Below are 20052 nucleotides of genomic sequence, written 5' to 3' on the forward strand. Positions count from 1 at the left end.
ACTATAGGCTCGCAGATTGACTTTGCAGCGAAAACTGTTCAAAACTCAGCTCATTTATCTGGTTCCATTGAAAAATTTGACGGCGAAACTGTCGCCACTGATCGTAGAGCGCCTTGAACGTAGGATCCGTACGGGCACTCTCTTCTAGCAGCTCAAAGGTTGTCCTCTGGGCGGCTTCCATGATCTCTATACTGTAGGGCTTTAGTTTCACCCCTCGATCAACCAGTCGCTGTAGCGCTTCGCCGCTCGCTGCGTCAAAATCTGCCAGCGTGGTGAGATTGGCCGCTGCTGCTGCCGAGCGTAAGATGCTCTGATAGGCTTTGGGTAGCTGCTGCCACTGCGCCTGATTGATCACTAGTTTGTAGGTTGACCCAGGCTCCCACCAGCCTGGGTAATAGCAGTACTGCGCGACTTCATATAGCTTTAGCTGCTCGTCAGTTTGAGGACTTTGCCACTCGGCCGCATCTACTGTGCCCGCTTCTAGGGCTGCGTAAATCTGATCGCCTGCTAGCGCCACTGTCTCTACGCCTAACCGCTGCATTACCTTTGCCCCAAAGCCAGTTATCCGCATCTTGAGGCCTGCTAGATCAGCGACTGTTTCTACCTCTTTATTCGTCCAGCTACCCATCTGGATACCCGCGCTGCCCGCCGGAAAGACGACAACATCGAAGGGATCATGTAGCTTGGTCATCGCTGCCTCGCCGCCACCGTAATAGAACCAGGCGTACTGTTGATAGGGCGTCAGCCCAAAAGGAACAGTAGTGCCAAAGACGAGGGCCGGATTTTTGTCTATGTAGTACAAGCTGCTGGTGTGGCCACACTCCACTTCACCAGAGCGTACCGCTTCAAAGACTTCTAGGGCGGGGGCGATCGCTCCAGAAGCATAAGGGGTAATGATGAACTGGCCATCGGTCATAGCAGCTACGCGATCGCAAAAGTCCACCGCTGAGCGAAACGTGATGCCCTGCCCCTCTGGCCAGCTCGTCGCCATCCGCCATTCGATCGCAGGCTGAGTCGCTGCTATTTTTGCTGTCGAATTGGGCGAAGTCGTTTGATCAGCCGTTTGATTAGCCGTTCGATCAGCCGTTTGGTTAGCCGTCTGAGTCTGAACCACCGAGCCTGCTGTGGCTGAGCCCACTGCCCCTAGCGCCGCTTTTTTGATTAGCTTTCTACGCCGCATAGCCTAAGCGTCCTCTGTCGTTTGAAACGCAAACTGACTAAAGCTCAAAGAACTCACTCGATTCCAAGCGTATAGCCGATCTCTAAACGTCTGCCAGCCTGCGTAGACCTCACTAAACTTTTGATCGTCTGCGGCAATCTCTGCATACATTTCAAAGGCAGTCCGGCGACAGGTTTCTAAAATCTCTTGGCTAAACGGTAGCGTCTGCGTTCCGCCAAGTCGAAAGCGCTCTAGGGCTTCTCCGTTGTTAGCATTGTAGAGCGCTAGCGTCGCTAAATTGGCCTCCGCTGCTGCCGTTTTGAAGATGGCTTGATAGGCTAGCGGCAGCGCATCCCACCGTTTTCTGTTGACTAGCGTCGCAAAGCTTGTCCCCGGCTCCCACCAGCCAGGATAGTAATAGTAGGGCGCTGCTTTTTGCAGTCCGAGCGTGCGATCATCACTTGGTCCAATCCACTCCACCGCATCGATGGCACCTTCTAATAGGGAAGGAACGATATCTTGAGCAGACAGACTCTTGATGTCTGCGCCTAATCGGCTGAGTACCCTACCCCCTAACCCCGGTACCCGCATCTTTAGCCCTTCAAATTCGGCCACAGATTCTATCTGCTGACGAAACCAGCCTCCCATCTGCCCAGTGGTATTGCCCGCTGGAAACCAGACTAGATCAAAAGGCGTTAGGATCTTTTGAATCGCTTCTATGCCGCTACCGCTATAGAGCCAGGCGTTCTGCTGCTGTGCGCTGAGCCCAAAAGGAACAGACGTTCCTAAAGCTAGCGCCGGACTTTTATCTAGAAAATAGTAGAGCGCAGTGTGACAGCACTCCACGCGATCATCTGACACAGCGTCAAACACCTCTAGCGGCGGGGCTAGCTCTCCACCTTCGTACGGGGTAATCGTGAAGCGGCCGAAGGTCATATCGCTGACCTGCTGACACAAGATATCAACCCCGGCAAACACGTTGAGGAATCTAGGCCAGCTCGTTGCCATGCGCCAGTTGACAACGGGCTGATCGGCGACAGGCGCTACCGTCATCGGCTGGCGAGAACTACAGGCAGCGGCGGTACTAGCTAGACTAACGGCGGAGGTTTTTAGTAGCGTTCGTCGTTTCATATATTTTTTAGGTGAGCAGCAGCCGTTCGATAGAGTGATTCCAGGTCGATTTGTTTGGGTAAGTTGTTGTGACTTGTGGCGATCGCCAGCAGCATGACATGCATATTGTCAGAAGAGGTTATGTAAGGAAAGTGAATATCCGCATGCGCATCAATCCACATCCAAGCCTAGTCGCCGAGTGGAAACGCTTGCTTTATCCCGGTGATCGTGCCAGCCGAAAAGGAACAAATTCTTCAAACGAATGGTCGCTGCCATCAGCATCGAACAGCGCATAGATCCGCTCGAATTCACTTTGCTGCGGTGAAAAAGTTGTTGTTGACATTCGAAATGCTCACTTCATCGAGGTATCTACGCTTTCTCTAGCCATCTTCCAATCGAGAGGACCACCTTGGTTTTCCTGCAAGTTATTCCTGCATTCCGGCGTACAGCAGGCGGGTAAATAGCCTTGCGCCGTCGTCTTGCTTTAGCTCAGCATAGGAAGGGGGCTCTCGCCGTCCAATGGCTCGCAGATCCGACAGCAGCTCTGGGTGAAACTGACAGGTAAACGAGCGCCGAACTTTCTTGGTTTCAAAGTCTTTATAGTTGATACAGGTGGCTGAGCATTCAGTCACAATGTTGCCTGCTTCAGCGGTTGAACACAAAATTTCAACTGCGTCCGGTAGCCGAATTAGCCAAGAGAGCGGACTATTGGCAACGATGTGGCGACAGGGAATCAGCACATTGTGAATTAGCCGATAGGCCCAGTTTGCAAACAGAATCGCTTCTTCGTTGACTTCATCCGAGTGGAACATGGCAATGTTTAGCTCATGCTCGTATTTAATTGAGGTGTCGATCACCCCTTCGTGCTCGTCGGCGGTAATCTCGTGAGCGGCGATGAGTTCTTCGGGAATGCCGGAGGCTAGCTCTGGTGATCCGTAGCTTAGTAGCTGGCGATCGCCAACTTCCTTGGATTCGTTTTCAGCCACCGCAAACTCAGTATCAGCCCAGCCATTGGCGACAACACGACCATTGCGCTTACGAATTTCTAGCGACTGACCCACCGACTGAATCTTCTGAGCAATCCTCCAAAGTGATTGCAGTGCTTGATTGTTCTTGTCCTGGGACAGCGCCTTTGTTTCTAAAATCTCGCGAACGGCCCGGCGAATTAATTGAATATGCGCTTGGGCAGCTAGCTGATGGCCCAAACAGATGAACAGAGCTGGTGCACTCGTCGGGCTTCTAGCCAGCAAAATCTCTTCTGTTAGCAGCAGCAGCTCATGGTGTGAGCAGTTCGCACTGTCGAAGCTCGGGGCGTCGCGCACAGAAGCATTGCCACCCTCGACGATGATGGCAATGCCTGAGCTGATCAGCGGTACCAGCTTTGACAGCTTTGGTAATCCCGAAGCCCACAGCGGAAACAAAACAGAGTCGCAGTCGGCAACTTTTTGGGTGATGTAGGCGGCGTTAAGCGAGGCGCGAACGGGCTCACCTAGCGGATTGTGGCCAACATGCTCCCAGGGTTCGACGATAGCGATCGCATTGCGAAAAAGCTGCGGCTGCGCCAGCAAAACCTCTAACACCTCTGCCGAGTCAATCACCTTTTCTAGAGGTTGACCCTGCCCCCATTCAAACGCCGAATTGTGTTCTAGCACAGACCGCTCTGCCAGTGGATTAGGCGAATGGCGATCGGCTAGAAATCGGCCCAACAGAATATGAATTGATTCAAACTCCGACCCACCTGCGCTCAGATAGCCTGGGCGCGATCGCCACTGCGGCACAAGCTGGTCAAAAGATTCGGATAGCATCGGAGAAATTTCAGGAAAGGAGGGTTTGGCCATAGTAGCGCGAATAGTATCCCCAAATAACGCTTGAGAAAAGGTGTAAAAGTGCTGTTAAAAAACGAAAAAGTGCGAAAAGTGCTATGAATTATTGACGATGTTTGCTAAAGATACTGGAAATGATTTTGACGACTTGCATCCGTTAGAGCCTATTGTTCGTACTAAAGATATTTGCTGGTTTCAAGTGCATCAAAAGCTAACTAAAAGAAGGTAAAAAGTATTATTACTTTTCTTCAACTGGCGCTTACAATTAGTGCTGAAAGTGACTTATTTAGGTGTAGTTTTATATATCTACTGTCCTTACTTTTTATATGCATAGTGGAAATCTTTAGAGGCTGGCAACTACCATGAAGAAAGCACTACAGTAGCGCTTACAGCTTGCTCTTCTATCCTTTTTCGTTTCTATGCTTGTCAACGACTCTCGTCCTACCGTAGAAGCGCACGTTCTTTCTGTTGTCCGTTTAGTAGAACTTTGTGCTAGTGGGATTCCTAGCAACAATGAATTTAAGTACAAAGCTAACGTTCGCGTCACCTGCTCTGGCACTGAACAGTCCAATACGCAGCTAATGACTCGTTTACAGCCAAGCTGGTTAGTCGATATTGCTCATCCTAGTAATTGTTTATTCACGGTTACTCTGTTCTATCGTCAGGGTGGGCTAGGTCAGCCCTGGCATGAAGCAGGCAGCATTAAGGTGACAACAGCGGATTTGTTTGACAAGCAGCGTAGCGTTGAGATCTCACGGCCAGTTGCGACTTGGCCAGCAGCACCTGAGCTGATGCTAAACGCAAGGTTCACCTGTAGCGATCACACTTCGCAATCCGGTGAAGCTGTTTCGCTCAGCTTAGCTGGGACGCGAGCCAACGCTAGTCGTAGACCTACTTCTTTGGCGCTAGTGAGTGATGATTCTATAGAACTGCCAGAAGCCATCCCGCTGACCTACTCAGAAGCCGTCATCGTAAAGGACGTATGGAACAAGCTCAGAGCTTGGAAAGAGCTACAGATGGAGACTTTTTTCAAGCGGCTGCTACTTGAAGTACCCGAGCTGGACTATATATTCGGTGAAGCCTTTGAAAGCATACCAGACTACTTTTTTGAGATGTTTGACTGCTGTGTGCGTGAGCTGTGTCCGCATACCGAAAACGTGGTTTGGGAACCAATGATGGGGGTGCCGCCTGAGAAGGGGGACGCTTTCGATACAGTCGCTGACTACGGCGCACTCTTTGCCGATATTGGTATGCAGCCTCAGCATTGGCTAAGGGCGCGGCAAGTGTGGATGTGGATGCTGCCGCAAATTCCCTATCTAGAAGAATACGACCGCGAGGATCTAGCCAAAGGTAACAAGTCTGCGCTGTGCAAGTTTTTTAATACGCATGTGATTGGTGGAATGGTGGCGGCACGTGATCGTTACGACTCTGCCTTACCGCCAGCCTTGGTTCAGAAGATGGCCGATTCTTGGCAGTACTTTGCGCCTCGAAAGAATGAGATGGGTGTAGAGTTCTACCAAACTTTATTTGAAAGATATCCGCAAGTGCTGCCGATCTTCGGTCGAGCCGATATGGACTATCTATCTACTCATCTATTTCAGTCTCTAGAGTTTATCTTTCTTTGCTTGGCAGAGGGTAGCACTGAGCGGCTGATGAAAGAGCTACGACATCTAGGTCGACTACATGGAAATGCGGGTGTGCCTTCTTTTGCCTATGGGGCTATCTCAGAAGTCATGATTTCGATGTTTGAGAAGTACGTACCCGGCTTTGACGAGCAACTTAAGGAGGCGTGGCAGGTGCTAATTGCGCGGGTTAGCAACGTGATTAAGCTACCCAAGCTTAACGAAGAACGGCTGCTGAAGAAAGCGCGTGAGTATCTAGATGTGATCGCAAATGAGCAGGCATGGGAGGAGAGCGATCGCGAGCGCCGCTGGCAAGAGATCAAGGCCGAAGTCCAGGCGACTGGCACCTATACCCATACCTATGAAGAACTGGCCTATGGCGCACAGCTAGCCTGGCGCAACACCTCCAAGTGTATTGGCCGCATTCAGTGGAGCAATATGGTGGTGCGCGATCGCCGCCACGTCACCGACCCAGACGAAATGTTCCAAGAATTAGAAGAACATCTGCGCCTAGGCACCAACGGCGGCAACATTCAGATTGTTATGACCGTATTTCGGCCCAAGCTACCCAAAGAGCGCTGGGGGCCGCGCATTTGGAATCCGCAGCTAATTCGCTACGCCGCTTACGAAATGCCAGACGGCAGCATTATGGGCGATGCGGCCAATCTAGAACTCACCCATCAAATTATTGAAAAAATGGGTTGGCAGCCGCCAGAGCCGCGCAGTCCTTACGACATTTTGCCGCTGGTGATCGAAGTGCCTCGCCACGAACCCAGGCTCTACAGCTTTGCGCCAGAAGAGATTCTCGAAGTTGAAATTGAGCATCCGACTATTCCAGACTTCAAGACGCTGGGACTGCGCTGGTATGCGGTGCCGGCGATCAGCAACTTTCGGATGGATATTGGCGGGGTGACCTACGCCTGTTTACCTTTTAATGGCTGGTATATGGGCACCGAAATTGCTCGTGACTTTTTAGAAGGCGGGCGCTACGGCAAGATGAAGGCGATCGCTAATCTGCTAGGTCTAAATACCAGCTCGGAGCAAACGCTTTGGCGCGATCGCGTTGCCCTAGAGATGAACATCGCCGTTCTGCACTCATTCCAAAAAGCAAAAGTGACGATGGTGGATCATCAGTCAGCCGCCCAGCAGTTTCTAGCCCACGATCTAAGAGAGAAAAGAGCGGGCCGCGAATGTCCTGCCGACTACGGCTGGGTCGTGCCGCCCGCTGGCGGTAGCGCCTGTCCTGTATGGCATCACCAGATGCGAGACTTCTACTTAGAGCCTGCCTACCACCACGCCGCTGACCGTTGGGCCGTTGAAGCCGATATCGATCTAGAACAGTTTGTTCAAACCACGCATGAAAGTGACCACCAGCGCGATCGCATTCTCATTCTCTTTGGCTCCGAGACAGGAACCGCCGAAGGCTTTGCTAGACGCGCTGCTCGTCAGCTTAGCGCCTATCATCCCAAGGTGATGGCCTTAGACGACTACAACGTCAACACTCTTGACGAAGAAAAGCTGTTGTTAGTGGTTACTTCTACCTTCGGCAATGGAGAAGTTCCGGGCAACGCTCAACAGTTCACTCAGTGGCTAAAGCAACAGCCCTCAGATACGCTCAATGGCCTCAACTATTCCGTACTAGGGATCGGCAGCACCGTCTATGAACACTTCTGCGCCGCTGGCATCACCCTTGATAAGGCCTTAGCCAAAGCAGGCGCAAACTCAGTGGTTCCCCTACATAAAGGCGACGAAATCAAAGGACAAGCCGACACCTTCAAGCGATGGCTTAGCCTAATCTCTCGCATTCTCGGAGCCGACAGCACTAGCACCACCCCTACTACCTCCAAACTAAAAGTCACCTATCTCGCTGACTCTGAATCTCACGCTCTCCTTAATTTGGAAGCTGAGCACAGCCACAGCCGAGTCCCTGTGCTTACAAACCAAGAACTCCTCAAAGCAGTCACTCCTGGCAGCCGCTCCACTCGCTATTTACTGTTCGATACCGCAAAGACAGAAATTGCTTATGAAACAGGCGATCACGTCTCTGTTCATCCTCACAACCCTGAGGAACTGGTCTTAAGAGTATGCGATCGCCTTAGTCTCTCCCCCGACACTGCCTTTAGCGCCAAGTACGTCCTACCTGATGGCAGGCAGCTAGAAGACGAGCCGCCGATCGCCGTGCCGACAACCGTGGGGCAGGCATTGACTGAAGATCTAGATCTAGCCTTTAAAGAACCCTTTGGCGAACTGTTGAATGTTTTGCACCAGGCTGCTGAGAACACCGAAGAGAAGATTCGTTTGGAGACCTGGTTGGAGATTCTAGCACTTGAAGACGGCCATGAAGAGAACGCGGCTCTGCGCAAAATGCTGCGCGATAACTTCATGAGCGTCGCCGATCTCTTTGATGAGTTTCCCTCTGCTCAAATCACGTTGGAGATGCTGCTAGAGGTGCTACCCAAAGAAAAGCCAAGGCTATACTCTATCTCTTCTTGCCCGCAGCTACAGCCGGGCAAGCTACAGATTACAGTCGGCGTGTTGCAGATTCAAACCGATGCTGGCAAAACGCGTCAGGGATTATGCTCCAACTATCTAGCCGGATTGAGCGAAGGTGATTTAGTTCGCATAGAAACTCACACCTCTGATTTTCGCCCACCAAACGATCCAAGCGCGCCTTTGCTGATGGTTGGGCCTGGAACTGGAATCTCGCCGCTAATTGCCTTCTTACAGCACAGGGAATATTTAAACAGTCAGGGGATACCGCTCGGTAAAGCCACGTTATATACAGGCTGTCGTAACCACGACGACTTTTTGTATGAAGACCAGCTCAGAGTTTGGCTAGAACAGGGCACTCTCACCGACTTGCAGGTCGCTTTCTCGCGGCTAACGGCGCAAAAGGTGTATGTACAGAATCTGATGCAAGACAATGCGCGATCACTCTGGCAACAGCTTTCACATTCACAATGTCACTATTATGTTTGCGGCGACGCCAAGATGGCCGACAATGTGTTTGAGGTATTTATGCAAATTGCTAAGACAGAAGGAGGATTGACTCACTTAGAAGCGGTTGATTTCTTCAATCGCATGAAGAGCGAAAAACGTTTCTCAACAGATGTTTGGGGCGTTACTCTCAACTTCAAACAGGCCATCAAACAAGTGGAGAAAGACAACTACGCTCGCGCCGAAAAATGGCTAGCCAACTTGTAGCAATCTCTTTTCTCTTCATTCACTACGTATCCGCACAACCCCTATGCACCTTCAACAGTTCTGGGAAAAGTATAGAGAATCGCAGCGTCACTTTTCTCGTATTGATCTGCCTCATGCCGATTTCTATCAGGCAAATTTGAGTGGATTCGATTTTAGTCAGAGTAACTTGGCTTTTGCTGATTTGATATGGGCCGACATCAGCGGCGCCAGCTTTGAAGGTGCAGACCTGCGTCGCAGCGTAGCTATCTGGATGCAGGGACTCTGGACAGATTTCAGCGGCGCTAACCTTAGTGGCGTTGACTTTAGCTGTGCAAATATCCAGTCGGCGGATCTAAGCAGGGCAGACTTTACAGCAGCCAAACTCTCCGGTGCACAAATGACTGGTGCTTGTGCACGACAGGCTTGCTTTCAGGCTGCAAACCTCTGGGGCGTGGGGGCGTCACAGGTTGATTTTAGCGGGGCCTGCATGAAAGAAACAACGCTGTCCACAGCAAATTTTCAGGCCGCTCAGTTTGTCGCCACAGACTTGAGCAGCGCCGATCTGAGCGGTGCAAATCTAGAGAATGTCAACTTGAGAGATGCCAACCTCAGCGGTGCGAATCTTCGGGGTACAAGCTTGAAAGGGGCCAATCTAAGAGGGGCCAATCTGTCTATGAGCGATCTTACAGATACGGACTTTACACACGCTCACCTGACTCGTACAATTTTTTCAGATCGAGGGTATGAAGATACCCTAATCGCTTGATGAAAAGTCTCTTAAAGTTTGTTTTAGTCTTAGTTCCTGCCATCTCAGCAATCTGTTTTGGCCCGACTTTAAAGACATCTGCTACGCCATTGATAGAAACCGCTATCACCCCCGATCAAACGCTTGGCGCAGAGCAGTCTAGACTGATAGACACCCTTGATCGCATTCGAGTTGAAGGGGGAGCAGAAAGAGGTAGTGCTCTATTCCACAGCTTCCTAGACTTCAACGTAGGGGAAGGGCAGCGGATCTACTTTGTTGGATCTGATGGAATTGCGAACATTTTGACTAGAGTAACAGGCACTCAGGCATCTAATATTCTAGGAACACTGGGCGTCGAGGGGTCGGCTAATTTGTTCTTGATGAATCCCAATGGTGTCTTGTTCGGAGAGAACGCACAGCTTGATCTATCTGGATCATTTGCAGCGACAACAGCAGAACAACTTTGGATAGAAGGGACTGAGTTTAGTGCGGTGCGACCCAAAGCGCTACCATTATTGAGCGTTAGTTTGTCTCCAGGACTTCAGTATGGAGCCAGTCGCCCAAACAGCGTAGTCGAGAATCAAGCGAGTCTGAGTATTCGTGAACAACAAAGTCTGACGCTACAGGGAGGAACGGTTCGACAGCTAGGAGAAATACTTTCACCAGGCGGATATGTTGATCTTTCTGGAGATATGATTGAGCTAGCGGGAGTAGTGGATACGCGATCGCATAACGGCCAAACCGGTATCCTCCTAATTGATCCAAAAAACATTGTGATTCGAGACGGTGAACCGCTCAGCGGCGACGACGTCAGCTTTGCACTTCTTACGAACAACGTCACATTGCAAGCTGATAATGACATCACGATAGCAGATGATATCGCGACTGCTACTGAGAATGATCTGACATTTTCAACCGGGCGATCGCTCACTATCGGACCTAACCAAAGCATTCTCCTAAACGGAGGAGATTTCGCTGCTCGGATTAACGACCAGCCTGTTAATCCCGGCGATCGCGACCCAGGTACGGCTCAATTCTCTATGGGATCAGGCGCTCAGATTCTTACCAACGGAGGGAGAACAAGTATCACCTCAGGCACTTTCGGGGAAACCAGTGGGATAGATGCGGCCAACGCTGCGATTGTGACTGGAAGTCGGACAACTAGCGGCGGTGCGATCACGCTATCAGCTTTGGACAATATTTCAGCAGGGTTGTTGGATAGTCGTAGTGAGGTAGGCGCTGGTGGAAATATCACACTTACCAGCGCAACTGGGACAATTGCTACTAACGATAACTTGCTAGCAGATGGCGCTGGGCAAGGGGGCAATATTGAGCTAGGGACAGAAGGGGCGATCGCCATCGATGGCAGACTCAGTACAGAGACATTTGGCCAAGCTGGAGATATCACCGTCAGTGCAGGCGGTGACCTTGAGATTCGCTCTCCAGGTCCGGTTGTCTCTATGCCCGCTGACATCAGCTCTCAGGGCATGCTCTCGGGGCGCATCTCTTTTGCTAGCGGCGGTGCGCTCACAGCAGAAGATATTCGTCTGACTAGTCGAATTGTCGGAGATGGAACTGGCGGCGACGTCACTTTCTCTGCGGATTCAATTACGTTCAATCAAACGTCTGTTGCTTTGAGAACGCGTGATGAGTCTCAAGCCTTTTTGGGGTTCGAGCAAGATGCCATTACCGGCAACCTAACGTTAGAATCCGCAACGGATATCGTTATGCAAAATAGTAATGCCTTCGTTGCCTCTGACTATGGCTCTGCGGATGCAGGTAATGTAGAAGTCACCACCGGACGACTACATATTCTCAACAATTCTGACTTTGTTTTTCCGTTTAGCAGCGCTTTTGGCATTTTTGCCTACGGAGACGATAGTAGTACGGGTGATGGCGGTAACGTGACTATCACAGCGACTGAGTCAGTCGAGATTGTGGGTAAGTCTCCTGGTGAATTTATTAGAAGCGAGAGTCCAGCGGCGGCTGAGGCCGTTTTTACTGAATTGGTAACAGAAGGGACTTCGATATTTACTACTGCGTTTGGCGGAGGAAAAGCTGGAGACATCAGCTTGAATACGGGCCAGCTAACAATTCGAGATGGCGCGGGACTATTGACTTCTGCGGTATTTGACGAAGGCGGTAATCTCTCGGTAGTCGCTGACGACATTAACTTGCAGGGGTTTGCCCTACTGTCTACAGGCACAGGCGCAGTCGGCGGAAACTCAGGCGCTCTTACTGTAGAAGCCAACAACATTAGACTGACTGATGGCGCGGTGATCTCGACTGCTTCTTTCGGTCCGGCAGACTCTGGCGAACTTTCTGTAACAGCTCGCCAGCTGAGCGTTGAAGGGGGGAGCACTGTGGGCGCTAGCGCGTTTGCCTCTGGCGATGGCGGCAGGTTAAGCATTCAAGCAGATGAGCTAGTGGAGGTGTTTGGCACGATTAGCGACGGCAGCGTTTTTAGTGCTATTTCTTCTGATTCTTCTGGGGCGGGCAGTGCCGGACCGCTGAGCATCGATACTGATAGGCTGATTGTGAGCGATCGCGGCGCTATCGTCACGGCCACCACGGACAGCGGCGCGGGCGCAGATATCGATATAGATGCTGGCACCCTACGGCTGAGCGCAGCCCAAATCAACGCCTCTACTGCCACCGCAGAAGACGGCGGAAATATTCACATTCGAGCTAGCGACTCAATAGAAGTCTCCGGCAGCGGCTTTGACAGCCTAAGTCAAAAGATCATAGAGCCTGCTATCAACGGTACCTTAGAGATAGAAGACTTTGACGAAGGTATCCTGACAGTCACTGGAGGCGATGGCAATGCTGGCTCTGTTCTGATCGAAACGTCTCAGTTTGCAGCTCGTAATGGAGCGCTAATTACCACCAGTACGTTAGATGGCGGTAGCGGCGGCGATATTGATATCACAGCTACAGATGATTTGCAGCTAGAAAGCACGCTACTATCGACGGCTACCTTTGCCCAAGCAGCGGCGGGCGATATCAGGCTAAACACTAGCAGACTGCGAGCTAGTGGCGGGGCTCAGGCAATCACGACCACGTTCGGTCCTGGCAAAGCTGGGAATCTGACAGTGACCGCTTCGGAGTCTGTTGATCTAATCGATCCAACAGCAACAGGAATTGCTAGTGGCTTACTGGCTTCTTCGTTTGAGACGGCAGCGGGAACAGGGGGCGATATTCTAGTAAACACTAGAGAGCTTCGTATCATCGATGGCGCTACGGTGTCTGTCAGCGGAGAGGGGGAAGGCGATGCTGGCAATATTGACGTTAGCGCTAGATCGCTATTGCTAGATCGAGGTTCGATTACGGCGACTAGCGCCTCTGGAGAAGGGGGCAGCATTCTTCTACGGATCGAAGATACGGCCGTGCTGCGTAATGGGAGCACGATTTCCACAACCGCTGGACAAGTAGGCTCTACTGGCAACGGCGGCAATATTATCTTTAGCGATGGCTTCATCTTAGCCGTCCCAGCAGAGAATAGCGATATCTCCGCTAATGCCTTTGAAGGACGCGGTGGCAATATTGCCATTACCAGTCGCGGTTTGTTTGGAATTGAATTTCGCGATCGCCTCACTTCAAATAGCGACATTACTGCTAGCTCCGATGTGGGTATAGACGGCGAGGTTGATATTAAGCTGATCAATCCTCCGCTAGAGCCGACACAAGTAGAGCTGCCCGAACAGCCCACAGCCACTGACCAAGTTGTTGTTCGCTGTACAGCGCCAGAAAATGAATCAAATACGCTAGTCGTGACCGGGCGCGGCGGCCTGCCTACTGATCCTAGGCAGCTCATTCAAGGAGAAACGGTTCTAGAAGATCTGCGGTTCTCGAACGCTGTAGGGTTAGATAGGCCAATAACCGATTCAGTTAGTGAGCCCGATCTAGTAGAAGCACAAAGCTGGCGTTTTGACGAGCTAGGACGCGTACAGCTAACAGCAGCGCGATCATTAGAAACAGCCCTTCACACAGCGTCACAGTGTTCTACCCTAGGTGAGCAGGCGAGCTGATATGAAGAGAAAACTGCGCTACGCAATTCTGTTGATTCTCACCTGCGGCCTAATCATGCTGACGGCGATCTCAACAGGAAGCAGTTCAGTCTCAGCAACCGACATTCCCTCAGCGCGATCGCTTATTCGTACAGGTGTTCAGCAGTTTCGCAGCGGATCGGTAGAAGCCGCGCTGTCTAGCTGGCAGGCCGCCGAACAAGACTATGAGCGTCAAGGTGATACCGATGGCGTTTTGCTCAGCAAAGTTAATCAGATTCAGGCGCTGCGATCGCTTGGCTACTATTCACAAAGTCAGCAGATTGTTGTAGATATTCAACAGACCCTTTCTGCTCTCCCTGATTCTCTACTCAAGGCTCAGAGTTTACAGACAGTAGGTATCTCTTTTATATCGTTAGGACAGTTAGAAGCGGCTAGAGCGGCTTTTTCTAAGAGTTTGGTAATTGCTCAGCAGTTCAATGACACCAACACCATAGCCAGTGCCTACTTCCAGCTTGGCAATACCGCTCAAGCAGCCGATAATTTTGGTACAGAGCTTGAAATAGAGACTGCTCAGCACTTTTACCAGCAAGCGCTGGCGAGCGCAGATCCAGATTCGCGTATTTGGTTAGAGATTGCCTTGAACCAAAGTCGTCTCTTGGTTCAACAGCCGGAAGAAGCAGCGCTGTCTTTAGCTAGCCCTTTAATTGAAGAGGTTCGATCACGCCTAGCAGACCTATCGCCTAGCCGCTGGACAATTTACGCTCAGATTAACTTGGCTGAAACGCTTTTATCTTTTCCTGGCGAAGAGCCAAGCGGCATCGAAGTGCTGACAAACGCACTTTCGCAATCGCGATCGCTCAAAGATCGGCGAGCCGAGTCCTATGTCTTGGGCCAACTAGGTAAATTTTACGAACACGCTAAGCAGTGGTCAGATGCCCTTTTGCTCACAGAGCAGGCTCTGCAACAAGCCCAGCAGCTTCAGGCTAATGAGATGATCGCTAGCTGGCAGTGGCAGCGGGGAAGGATTCTTAACGCTCAAGGAGAAAAAGAAAAGGCGATCGCCGCGTATAGCCAAGCCGTTATCCTACTCGAATCTCTAGATCAAGACCTCGTTGCGCCTGGCTCAGAAGCGCAGTTCTCTTTTCAGCAGCGCGTGGAGCCCGTTTATCGAGAGCTAGTGGCGCTGCTACTCGACGGTGTAGACCAGCTGCCAGCAAATAAACAACAACAGCGGCTAATCAAATCTAGAGATGTGATCGAGTCACTTCAGCTCGCAGAACTAGAAAACTTTTTTCGTGAAGCCTGCCTCACCTATGAACCACGTCCAATTGATGAGATCGACTCGCACGCAGCGGTAATCTATCCGATTGTGCTGGGCGATCGCCTAGAAGTCATTCTTACCCTACCTGGTCAGCCCCTACAGCACTACGGTAATTTCCTTCCTGACCAGCTTGCCACCTTTCAAGCTTTGCGTCAGGCACTTAACCCAGCCTTTCCTGCCACCGAAATTCTAGCTCCAGCCCAACAGATCTACGACTGGCTGATTCGCCCAGCGGAAACGATTCTCACCGAGCAGTCGATCGAAAGGCTGGTCTTCGTTCCAGATGACTATTTGCGTAGCGTGCCGATGTCTGTTCTACACGACGGTAGTCAGTTCTTGATCGAAAAGTATGGCGTTGCCCTTACTCCTGGGCTGCAGCTATTCGAACCTAGCAAACTTAATAGTCAACAGTTGAAAGTTTTGGCGGGCGGTATAACAGCCGCTCAGCAAGGGTTCGGCGCTCTACCCGCAGTCGATGCAGAAGTTGCTGAAATTCGCGCTCAGTTTCCATCACAAGTCCTACTCAACGCGGACTTCACCAATCCAAATATTGCAAAAGAGATTGAAGACGTTCCCTTTTCTGTTGTGCATCTAGCTACTCATGGCCAGTTCAGCTCAAAAGCTGAGGACACCTTCATCCTCACTTGGAACAATCAGCTTCAGATCAGAGAACTAGAGCGGTTGCTACAGCAGCGCGAACTACAGACGCCAGTTGAACTGTTGGTCCTGAGCGCTTGTCAAACAGCAAAAGGAGATAATCGCGCCGCACTAGGTATGGCGGGCATAGCCGTTCGCTCCGGCGCTAGAAGCACCATTGCCTCCCTCTGGTCCGTCCAGGACCGCTCTACTGCTGAGCTGATGAGTCGGTTGTATCAAGAACTCAATCAAACTCAAACTTCGCGCACAGAAGCGCTAAGGCAGGCCCAGCTATCCCTCCTAAACACCCCTGATTACGCCCATCCTTACTATTGGGCTCCGTTTGTACTAATCGGAAGCTGGCTGTAGGGTTAGGTTTGACAGTAGCGTAATCAACACAATCATTTTGATCGCCTTTCACCCTTTCAGTTATTAAAGGTGAAGCCGGCTCCTGGAAGAAGGGTGAAAGACGTTGTCTTCTATAGCTTGCGTATAGTTTTCCTTACAAGCTAGCTGCTGAGCTAATGTTTTATGTCACGATTCTTAGATTGTATTGTCATGGTCGTCAACATAAATAACTTTAACACTCCAGCAGTTGAATTAATTGAAAGATTATAGGAGATAGTCGAATGTAGATATTACTCCGGCGGTTGAATAGACGAGATAGAATGGAGTCGTAGAGTGGCATCGTCAAGTTAATCTTAACTAGGCAAATTTAGAACAGATTTATTGAGCTAGTGCTATCAGCTCGGCCTATGCGATCACGCCGACCCCTGCGATCAATCTCCAACTGTCGATCTGCTGGCGCATCGTTTTTCTATATTCTGAAGCCGTCTGTTTGTGCTGATGGGGATGGAAATGACCACGTATCGGTTCAAAGGCTGACAGAAAGCGCTGTGCCTGACCCACCGATTTGAATCGGCCCATTCGCCTCTCCCTAACTCGGGTCTGTCTATGTGAGTTCTCAGCTCGATTGTTCAATCCTTTATGCTGCCTATGTTCTACATTCCTCAAGATGTCCTTCTTAGCAGCGCCATAACTCTTGAGTCTGTCGGTGATGATGACTCTAGGGGCAAAGCCGGCTGGTTTGAGTAGTTTTCGGAAGAACTTCTTGGCTGCCGCTTTGTTGCGGCATCGCTGCATCAGGATATCGAGCACTACACCATGCTGGTCAACAGCCCGCCACAAGTAAAACTGTTCACCTTTAATCTTGATGACGACTTCGTCGAGATGCCACTTATCACCGGGCTTTGGCCGCTGTTTGCGAATCTGATTGGCATAGCTCTGAGCAAACTTTAGACACCATCCTCTGATCGCTTCGTAGGTGACCGTGATGCCCCGATAGAGCATCATTTTCTCAATGTCACGGAAGCTTAGTGGGAAGGTGTAATACAGCCAGACGCAATAGCTGATAATGTCGGCTGGGAAGCGGTGGCCACGGTAAGGATTATTCATGGCTGAAGCTTCTCAGAGGCAGTAGACCGGAGTCAACTCTAGCCAACTTGACAATGCCACCGTGAGCTATCAGACGTACAGGTATATGGCGGGGGACGCTACATTTTGTGGGACGAGCTAGGTCAAGCCTTTCAGGTCTCGGATCTATTAGCAGGTATTTATGGCCGAGAAGCCTGGATGCAAAAGCTGATGGCGACAGTCCAGTGATGCTGACCGGATGAGAAGGTAGGGACGGCGTATTGAGTAGTCTCTCTACCTCCATCGCGCGGTTACCTTTCGGTCATTAAGGCGGTAGGGATAAAGGATTCGTTGTCCTTTGTCCTAACCTATCTGATTCTCTGCTGGTATATAACCGCTTTTTTGTGTTTGTAGTCGGGTTGGCGGTGGTACTAAGTTTTTCCAGAGCACCGGCCCCACGCGCACATCATGCTGACGATGCGCGTAGTAAACAAAGATGACTTTGGTAAAAAGCTGCTAAGTCAGAGTCAGCAACAATTGGATAGGAAACATGACCGATGAATGGAGTTGTAGAGGAAGAATATTGTAAATAATTCCAAATAAATGCTAGACAGAAGCCAATTTGAGAGAGAGTTGAGTCATGGGTCATCAAAGTGAAAGAGTAAGTCTATAGAAAGGCTATCTAGAAACTGTTGTTTCAATATTCATTGAGTAAGTGATAAGAATTAAATTATCTGCTCCATTTGTTTTTGATGAAGACAAAATATGCTCAATATCTTGCTTAGGTTTTCACCTTTATCTCTATGTACTACTAATGATTTAGGATTAACGGCTAATGGCCAAGAAATTAGTGAGACAGTTGTCAAGATAGGGACATAGCTTTGAAGTCGTTGGAGGTAGGGAATCTGAGACCTTTATTCCTGATATGGCTTTAGCCTTAGTTTGTGTTGCCGCAGTCATTAGTCCGGCCATAAAGCCTGAGTATATCCGTGTTAGAACTATTGAGATATAAACTCTAATTTTCGGATCTTCTACTTATCTACTGGAGCAAGAGAAAATTCTCAAAAACTGAACTGTAATAATATGGTTTAGGCTTTGATAAGCAACTAAAGACTACGGATAATAGATTGTTTATAAGGTTTATCAAACAAGAGTTTTATCGGATATTTCATAGAGAGATATCTGTAGTTTTCCAAAAGTTCAATCGTATAACAACATCTTTTATTTTGGAGAGTGCCAATCATGAACAAAAATCATCTGGTATTTCGTCGGCTTTCCAGTCTAGTTAGCACTAACCACTCCAATCAAGTTCATCTCTTTCGACAAAGAACTGCCATGGCCGTTCTTGCTACAGCATTGCTATTGTCCGCACCTCAAGCTCAGGCTTTTGACATTCTTGACGAACTAGACAATTGCTTCAGCGGAGGCTGCGATCCGAGCAATTCAGAAGTTGTTCAAAGTATAACTGACCGCATAGAAGAAACCCGTGAGATAATTGACAGCGTGAGATGGCAAGACGTTGCTAAATTTTATAATGATCCAAGTTCTATCTATAGAGTACTCTGGGGGGAGCTGGCCAACGTTGCGGATACGACACTGAACGGGGCGATTAGTCGAAACTTCGGACACGTTACTAACAAGTGGGAGTTACGACAAGGTCTTGAAGATCAAGGAATAGTTGTCTATGGTCTTGAGATAGATCATGACGAATACTATCTTGCTACAAGTGCTGCGGCAGCCTCTGTAGTCGTAGAAAACCCTTCTCCTCTGATCCACTATTTTGAAGATTTAGCTTTCCGTAGTTACAATGAGATGCTGCTAAATCTCAACAGTGCTCTTGAGAAAGCTCCAGAGAGTATGCGAGGGGAGTATGCATCAGAATTGAAAAAGATAGAAGATGCTCTTACCCCTAACTATATTGCAACCGCTTTAGCAAGCTATGCGAGCACTGGAAAAGTCCCTGATATATCGTTAGATATAGATTTATCCACTGTGGACGTACGTTTTGGAATCTTAACTTATAGCCGTGGAGAAAGAAGTCCTTTGGGAGTACTTGTAACACCAAACACCCACCAGCCCTATATCATAGTTACACCTCCTGGGCTAAGCGCTAGAGTTTCGCAGATTATAGAAGAACACTCTCTCCCACAGGAGGAGATTGTATCTTTCGCCACGTCACCTCAAGATAGGTCTAACGACCTAATGACAATTAAGAAGAGCGGAACGGGTAGTGGTGCAACGGAAGTCCATATTCTTTCAGGCGCTAGTAACTTTCAGCAGTTCATTTTGCAAACAGGAACTGCGCTACATGAAACCGCAGACAATTTCGATCATGGTCTAACTGATTGGGATAGGGATGGAGAGTCAGACCTAGTCGCGATTAAAAAGAGTGGAACAGGTAGTGGTACAACGGAAGTCCATATTCTTTCAGGCGCTAGTAACTTTCAGCAGTTCATTTTACAAACAGGAACTGCGCTACATGAAACCGCAGACGATTTTGACTTTGGAATGGCTGATTGGGACAGAGATGGACAACTAGACCTAGTCGCGATTAAAAAGAGTGGAACAGGTAGTGGTACAACGGAAGTCCATATTCTTTCAGGCGCTAGTAACTTTCAGCAGTTCATTTTACAAACAGGAACTGCGCTACATGAAACCGCAGACAATTTTGACTTCGGTTTTGTTGATTGGGATAGGGATGGAAAGTCAGATTTAGCCGCGATCAAAAAGAGTGGAACAGGTAGTGGTGCAACGGAAGTCCATATTCTTTCAGGCGCTAGTAACTTTCAGCAGTTCATTTTACAAACAGGAACTGCGCTACATGAAACCGCAGACAATTTTGACTTCGGTTTTGTTGATTGGGATAGGGATGGAAAGTCAGATTTAGCCGCGATCAAAAAGAGTGGAACAGGTAGTGGTGCAACGGAAGTCCATATTCTTTCAGGCGCTAGTAACTTTCAGCAGTTCATTTTACAAACAGGAACTGCGCTACATGAAACCGCAGACAATTTTGACTTTGCTTTGGATTAGCGT

General features: G+C 49.6%; 11 protein-coding genes. 5 read left to right on the plus strand and 6 right to left on the minus strand.

Annotated elements, in window-relative coordinates:
* Position 1: 1 nt before the first annotated feature.
* From S7335_RS21915 to S7335_RS21925, 5 genes are all read right to left on the minus strand, one after another.
* Positions 2-1180: a TRAP transporter substrate-binding protein gene (locus tag S7335_RS21915; protein ID WP_006458350.1), complete on the minus strand. Its 1179-nt coding sequence runs from the start codon at positions 1178-1180 to the stop codon at positions 2-4.
* A 3-nt stretch (positions 1181-1183) separates the two neighbouring features.
* Positions 1184-2290, minus strand: coding sequence for a TRAP transporter substrate-binding protein (locus S7335_RS21920; protein ID WP_006457918.1), 1107 nt, complete (start codon positions 2288-2290; stop codon positions 1184-1186).
* Positions 2287-2451: a hypothetical protein gene (locus S7335_RS28095; protein WP_157620625.1), complete on the minus strand. Its 165-nt coding sequence runs from the start codon at positions 2449-2451 to the stop codon at positions 2287-2289. Before S7335_RS28095 ends, S7335_RS21920 begins: the two co-directional genes overlap by 4 nt.
* A 32-nt stretch (positions 2452-2483) precedes the next feature.
* The gene (locus tag S7335_RS29290) at positions 2484-2612 is read right to left on the minus strand and encodes a hypothetical protein (protein WP_006458163.1); all 129 of its coding nucleotides are present in this window, start codon (positions 2610-2612) and stop codon (positions 2484-2486) included.
* An 82-nt stretch (positions 2613-2694) separates the two neighbouring features.
* Entirely contained in the window at positions 2695-4107 is a 1413-nt protein-coding gene (locus S7335_RS21925; RefSeq protein WP_227500091.1) for a hypothetical protein, read from the minus strand.
* A gap of 404 nt (positions 4108-4511) precedes the next feature.
* Between S7335_RS21925 and S7335_RS27100 the strand changes: the two genes are divergently transcribed.
* Genes S7335_RS27100 through S7335_RS21945 form a run of 4 tightly spaced genes read left to right on the plus strand, consistent with a single transcriptional unit; the run spans position 4512 to position 15975 of the window.
* On the plus strand, positions 4512-8918 hold the full coding sequence (locus S7335_RS27100; RefSeq protein ID WP_006458277.1) for a nitric oxide synthase oxygenase: 4407 nt from the start codon (positions 4512-4514) through the stop codon (positions 8916-8918).
* A 43-nt stretch (positions 8919-8961) separates the two neighbouring features.
* Positions 8962-9663, plus strand: coding sequence for a pentapeptide repeat-containing protein (locus S7335_RS21935; protein WP_006457826.1), 702 nt, complete (start codon positions 8962-8964; stop codon positions 9661-9663).
* Entirely contained in the window at positions 9663-13670 is a 4008-nt protein-coding gene (locus S7335_RS21940) for a filamentous hemagglutinin N-terminal domain-containing protein (RefSeq protein WP_006458003.1), read from the plus strand. Before S7335_RS21935 ends, S7335_RS21940 begins: the two co-directional genes overlap by 1 nt.
* A 1-nt stretch (position 13671) precedes the next feature.
* Complete coding sequence (locus tag S7335_RS21945; protein WP_006458447.1) at positions 13672-15975, plus strand: CHAT domain-containing protein; 2304 nt, start codon at positions 13672-13674, stop codon at positions 15973-15975.
* Positions 15976-16359: 384 nt separating this feature from the next.
* Here S7335_RS21945 and S7335_RS21950 read toward each other — a convergent pair whose 3' ends face one another.
* The gene (locus S7335_RS21950) at positions 16360-17061 is read right to left on the minus strand and encodes an IS6 family transposase (RefSeq protein ID WP_006458158.1); all 702 of its coding nucleotides are present in this window, start codon (positions 17059-17061) and stop codon (positions 16360-16362) included.
* A gap of 1200 nt (positions 17062-18261) precedes the next feature.
* On the opposite strand from S7335_RS21950, the gene S7335_RS28570 reads away from it, so the two are divergent.
* Positions 18262-20049, plus strand: coding sequence for a VCBS repeat-containing protein (locus S7335_RS28570; RefSeq protein ID WP_006458379.1), 1788 nt, complete (start codon positions 18262-18264; stop codon positions 20047-20049).
* The last annotated feature ends 3 nt before the right edge of the window (positions 20050-20052 follow it).

This window comes from Synechococcus sp. PCC 7335 (assembly GCF_000155595.1).
Classification (GTDB): Bacteria; Cyanobacteriota; Cyanobacteriia; order Phormidesmidales; family Phormidesmidaceae; genus Phormidesmis.

What these genes read in the sequence shown, in the direction of transcription:
- S7335_RS28095 (WP_157620625.1), bottom strand. Translation starts at nt 2,451, where the DNA reads ATGTGGATTGATGCGCATGCGGATATTCACTTTCCTTACATAACCTCT.
- S7335_RS21920 (WP_006457918.1), bottom strand. Translation starts at nt 2,290, where the DNA reads ATGAAACGACGAACGCTACTAAAAACCTCCGCCGTTAGTCTAGCTAGT.
- S7335_RS21950 (WP_006458158.1), bottom strand. Translation starts at nt 17,061, where the DNA reads ATGAATAATCCTTACCGTGGCCACCGCTTCCCAGCCGACATTATCAGC.
- S7335_RS29290 (WP_006458163.1), bottom strand. Translation starts at nt 2,612, where the DNA reads ATGTCAACAACAACTTTTTCACCGCAGCAAAGTGAATTCGAGCGGATC.
- S7335_RS28570 (WP_006458379.1), top strand. Translation starts at nt 18,262, where the DNA reads ATGAACAAAAATCATCTGGTATTTCGTCGGCTTTCCAGTCTAGTTAGC.
- S7335_RS27100 (WP_006458277.1), top strand. Translation starts at nt 4,512, where the DNA reads ATGCTTGTCAACGACTCTCGTCCTACCGTAGAAGCGCACGTTCTTTCT.
- S7335_RS21935 (WP_006457826.1), top strand. Translation starts at nt 8,962, where the DNA reads ATGCACCTTCAACAGTTCTGGGAAAAGTATAGAGAATCGCAGCGTCAC.
- S7335_RS21915 (WP_006458350.1), bottom strand. Translation starts at nt 1,180, where the DNA reads ATGCGGCGTAGAAAGCTAATCAAAAAAGCGGCGCTAGGGGCAGTGGGC.
- S7335_RS21945 (WP_006458447.1), top strand. Translation starts at nt 13,672, where the DNA reads ATGAAGAGAAAACTGCGCTACGCAATTCTGTTGATTCTCACCTGCGGC.
- S7335_RS21940 (WP_006458003.1), top strand. Translation starts at nt 9,663, where the DNA reads ATGAAAAGTCTCTTAAAGTTTGTTTTAGTCTTAGTTCCTGCCATCTCA.
- S7335_RS21925 (WP_227500091.1), bottom strand. Translation starts at nt 4,107, where the DNA reads ATGGCCAAACCCTCCTTTCCTGAAATTTCTCCGATGCTATCCGAATCT.